The organism is Edaphobacter sp., assembly GCF_035532915.1.
GTDB lineage: Bacteria > Acidobacteriota > Terriglobia > Terriglobales > Acidobacteriaceae > Edaphobacter.
In genome coordinates this window covers 1-3838 of record NZ_DATKQC010000113.1, presented here as the reverse complement: position 1 = coordinate 3838, position 3838 = coordinate 1, and the positions used below count along the sequence as shown (strand labels likewise).

Annotated in this window: 4 protein-coding genes; 1 reads left to right on the top strand and 3 read right to left on the bottom strand. The window is 57.4% G+C overall.

Going from position 1 to position 3838, the window contains the following annotated elements:
• Window positions 1-238 precede the first annotated feature (238 nt).
• The 3 genes from aroA to VMU57_RS05765 all read right to left on the bottom strand — a co-directional run bounded on the left by aroA (window position 239) and on the right by VMU57_RS05765 (window position 2685).
• Window positions 239-1543, bottom strand: a complete 1305-nt coding sequence (aroA, locus tag VMU57_RS05775) for a 3-phosphoshikimate 1-carboxyvinyltransferase (protein ID WP_325381682.1) — start codon at window positions 1541-1543, stop codon at window positions 239-241.
• Between the two features lie 108 nt (window positions 1544-1651).
• Window positions 1652-2131 carry a hypothetical protein gene (locus VMU57_RS05770; protein WP_325381681.1) on the bottom strand — a complete coding sequence of 160 codons (480 nt, stop codon included), beginning with the start codon at window positions 2129-2131 and terminating at the stop codon, window positions 1652-1654.
• A gap of 20 nt (window positions 2132-2151) precedes the next feature.
• Window positions 2152-2685, bottom strand: a complete 534-nt coding sequence (locus VMU57_RS05765) for a retropepsin-like aspartic protease (RefSeq protein ID WP_325381680.1) — start codon at window positions 2683-2685, stop codon at window positions 2152-2154.
• Window positions 2686-2704: 19 nt separating this feature from the next.
• Here VMU57_RS05765 and VMU57_RS05760 point away from each other — a divergent pair.
• A partial coding sequence (locus tag VMU57_RS05760) for a tetratricopeptide repeat protein (protein WP_325381679.1) occupies window positions 2705-3838 on the top strand: 1134 nt, incomplete at its 3' end.

Here is a 3838-nt window from a genome sequence, read left to right as displayed (position 1 = left end):
AACTCGAAACAGGCAGCGAACGGTGCGCAGACGGTCAACGCTGACGAGATGCGGCGATGGCTGGAAAATCTGAACGACGACGACATGGGCCGCTACAAGATGTAAGCAACTCCGCCCTTCCATTTGGCGAAGCAGTCTACGCTGAGCTCCACGGACAACGAGAGGGCTCGTATCGCGATGCGGCCAGGAAGCCGACCGGAACCTCAGTCTCGGTAGGCTTCTTGACCGAAATTCATATCTAACGCTGACAAAGGCTGTCGAGATACGTGAAGAACTCCGGGAAGGAGATGGCTGCGGCTTCCGCTCCATGAATCTCAGTGTCGCCGACGGCGCGCAGAGCCGCGATGGAGAAGGCCATCGCAATGCGGTGATCGCTGCCCGAGTCGATCTGAGCGCCGTGAAGCTGCTGGTTGCCGGGAATGGTGAGGCCGTCTTCGTGTTCGGTGAACTTGGCTCCCATGGCCTTGAGATTTTTGGCGACGAGTGCGATGCGATCGGACTCCTTGACGCGGAGTTCCTTGGCGTCACGGATGGTGATGCCTTCGCGGGTGTACGGGGCGATAGCAGCGATGACTGGAAGCTCGTCGATGAGCTGGGCAGAGAGCGCGCCCGAGATGGCGATGCCCTTGAGGCCGCCGGGTGTGGTGTTCACCTGAATCGTGCCGATCAACTCGCCGTGATGTTCCTCGACATTGAGTACCTTGATCCTGCCGCCGAGAGCGGTGATGACATCAAGCAGCGCAGCGCGGGTGGGATTCATGCCGAGCGAGTCGAGGATGAGGTTGGAGTCCGGGAAGAGGAGCGCCGCGCAGAGAAAGAAGGCGGCAGAGGAGAGGTCGCCGGGAACGGTGGCCTCAATTGCCTTGAGTTTCTGCCCGCCGGGAATACTGAGCTTGTCTCCCTCGCGGTTGAGGGTTGCGCCAAACGCCTTGAGCGCATGCTCGGAGTGGTCGCGGGTGCGGACCGACTCGCTGAGGCTGGTGGTGCCATTAGCCTGAAGGCCAGCAAAGAGAACGGCCGTTTTGACCTGTGCGGAAGGGATGGGGGTGTCGAAGTCGATGGCCGTGAGCGGGCCACCGACGATGGTCATGGGAGCGTGGCCGCCCACGGCTCCATCGCCTCCGGTAAGGTGAATCTCTGCACCCATCTTCGAGAGCGGCTTGCGGATTCGCTCCATGGGACGAATGGTGAGGGAGTGGTCGCCGATGAGGGTGAAGGTGTGCGGATGAGGGGCAATCAAACCGGCCAGCATGCGCATGGTCGAGCCCGAGTTGCCGCAGTCGAGCGGATGCTCAGGCTGGCGAAACGCACCGGCTACACCGGTGATTTCGATGGTCTTGTCCTTTTCGACCACTATCGCTCCGAGGGCTTCCATGCAGGCGAGGGAGGAATGGGGATCGGCCCCCGTGGAAAAGTTGGAGAGGACGGTGGTGCCTTCGGCGAGGCCGGCGAGCATGGCGTAGCGGTGGGAGATGGACTTGTCTCCGGGCAGCGTGACGGAGCCTTGCAGCGTGCGGGCGGGGCGAATGGTTTGAATGGACATTGAGTTCTAGTTTAGGACATTGGATTGCCGTAAGGGAAAGATATGTTGGTCGATTGACAGGGAGGCAGACTGGATCGCTCTTTGTAAGAGCTTCGGCGGCTCGCTGTTCTATGGCCCGCTCCTTTCTATCATCATGATGAACTCCGTTCCGGTGGAGAGCCGAACGCTGGGGTCCGGGCTGGAGAGCTCGGCGCTGCATGATGGTCCACTTGTGGGGGCCAGCGTGACGCGTGGAATTCCCACGACCGTCCCGGGACGGAGCGTCTTGGGATTGCTATCCGGGTTCAGGCTTTGATCTTCCGCAAGGCCCAGGGCCGAGACTGTGTCATTGATTTGGCGGCCTCTGCCTCCACCGATTTCAGTTGGCACTGCGTTATGTAGCGGATTGTATTCGCCGGGCGCTCCCACCATGCCGAGGATTTTGAACGGGAGCGCCCTCCTGGTATTACCGTAACAATCGGCGCTATCGAACTCGATTCCAAGCTGCGAGCCTCCAGCCTTCGCTGTGGCGGCGGTAACGTGGCCGTAGACGATGTCTTTGGGCGAGAGCTGGCAACCCGGCAGTTTCCAATACCGGTCAACTTGCAAGGTGATCTTTGCTCCTGGCTTCAGGTGTTTGGAATCCAGGTAGCTTGTGGTTCTGGCTTGCATCGTAGAAGTAATGGAATAGTTGCTGTCATTGAGAGGCGGGCAGGCGGGACTTTCTTGCGAAGGTCGATGCAGTCACGAAATTCAAGTGGTCCGACTTGCAGGTGATCGACGTGCACGGTGCCGGGCGGTGTGTCGGCACTTGGTTTGAAACCGTTTGCCTCCGCTAATGTCCGGCTGATGTAGAGCCCGGACGCCGCGGTATCGATCTGCAGCGCTGCTTTAGTCTCTGGAAACTCCACCTCCAGTTTGTATGCATCGACGTTTTTGCCGTCGCGCATGGATGGGAGCAGCGGCAGTGCGGCCTCGCTGGTGCTCGGAAGGATCTGGCAGGTCTGTGAGTTTTCAGAGAGCAGAGACAGCATGGCACGGGCTGAGTCTTCGGCCATCTTTTTGGTGTCGGGGGCCATGTCTTTCGTCGTCGCCAGAGATTGCTGGATGTGAATCACTTTTCTCTTTGACGAGGTGGTTAATTCTTCAACGTCTTCAATCATCCGAATCTGATTAATGTAGATGTCAATTAACCCGATGCTGATTTTGGCAAAACGACCGGGCAGGCTGTATCTCGCTTTCTTCAGATTGGGGCACTCTCACCTTTTAGGAAAAGGCCTGAGCGACCGTGACCTGCTAATTCCGGACACGGTCGTCTTATGGTATTTAAGCGGTATCGTAGAAGTTATGAAGTTGCCTTGGTCAAAATCCTCTTCGGCGATCGCGTTGTCAATTGTCTTTGTTTCCCTTTCCCCACAGTCATTCGGACAGAGCCCCCAGGCACAAAAGCAGGAGATCTATCGTCTTCTCGCCGCGCAGCAATTCTCTCAGGCAGAGCAGTCTGCCGGCGCCTATCTCCTGGCTCATCCTGGAGACTGCAACGTCAGTGTGATGCTCGGTGTTGCTCTTCGTGGAGAGTCGAAGACAGAGCCTGCCTTCAAAGCATTTCGCACTGCAGTGAAGGAGTGCCCCCAATCGCTTGCGGCGATAGAAGGAGCCGCTGAGACTGCGTATGCTCTAAACAGGCCCGATGCGAAAAGTTTTATTTATCAAGTCATTCGGCTTCGCCCAAAAGATGAAACTTCCTATGCCATGCTCGGTGCAATTGACGCTCGCGCCGGGGCTTGCGCGGGAGCTGTCGACAGCTACGCGAAGGCGCCATCCCATGTGAATCAGAGCCCCCCGGCTCTCCAGCAGTATGGTAGCTGCCTGATGATCTTAGGCAGACCAGCCGAGGCGGTGCCGGTGTTGTCGCAGTTGCTCGCATTGCAGAATCAGAGCGCGAATCGAATAGCGTTGGCACGCGCACAGATCGCGATAAAAGAACAAGCTGCCGCACTTGTTACTCTGCAACCTTTACTCGATGCCGGATCTCGGAATAGCGACGCGTTCTTGTTAGCCGCCCAACTCGCCGAAGATGAGAACGAAACTCCAAAAGCTGTCGAGTGGCTTCGCAAGGCCATCGAGCTTGATCCCAAAAACGTAAACACATATCTTGCGTTTTCTGAGATTTGCTTTAATCACGGTTCTTTCAAAGTGGGCATCGACTTTTTGAATCTTGGCATTCAGCAACTTCCCTCGGAGGCCAGACTCTATCTCGCTCGTGGCGTACTCGAAGAGCAGATGACCCAGGTGGATGCTGCGCTCGGAGATTTT

Excerpts from the sequence above, each read along its gene's own strand:
- VMU57_RS05765 (WP_325381680.1), bottom strand. The coding sequence starts at position 2,685 with ATGATTGAAGACGTTGAAGAATTAACCACCTCGTCAAAGAGAAAAGTG.
- aroA (WP_325381682.1), bottom strand. The coding sequence starts at position 1,543 with ATGTCCATTCAAACCATTCGCCCCGCCCGCACGCTGCAAGGCTCCGTC.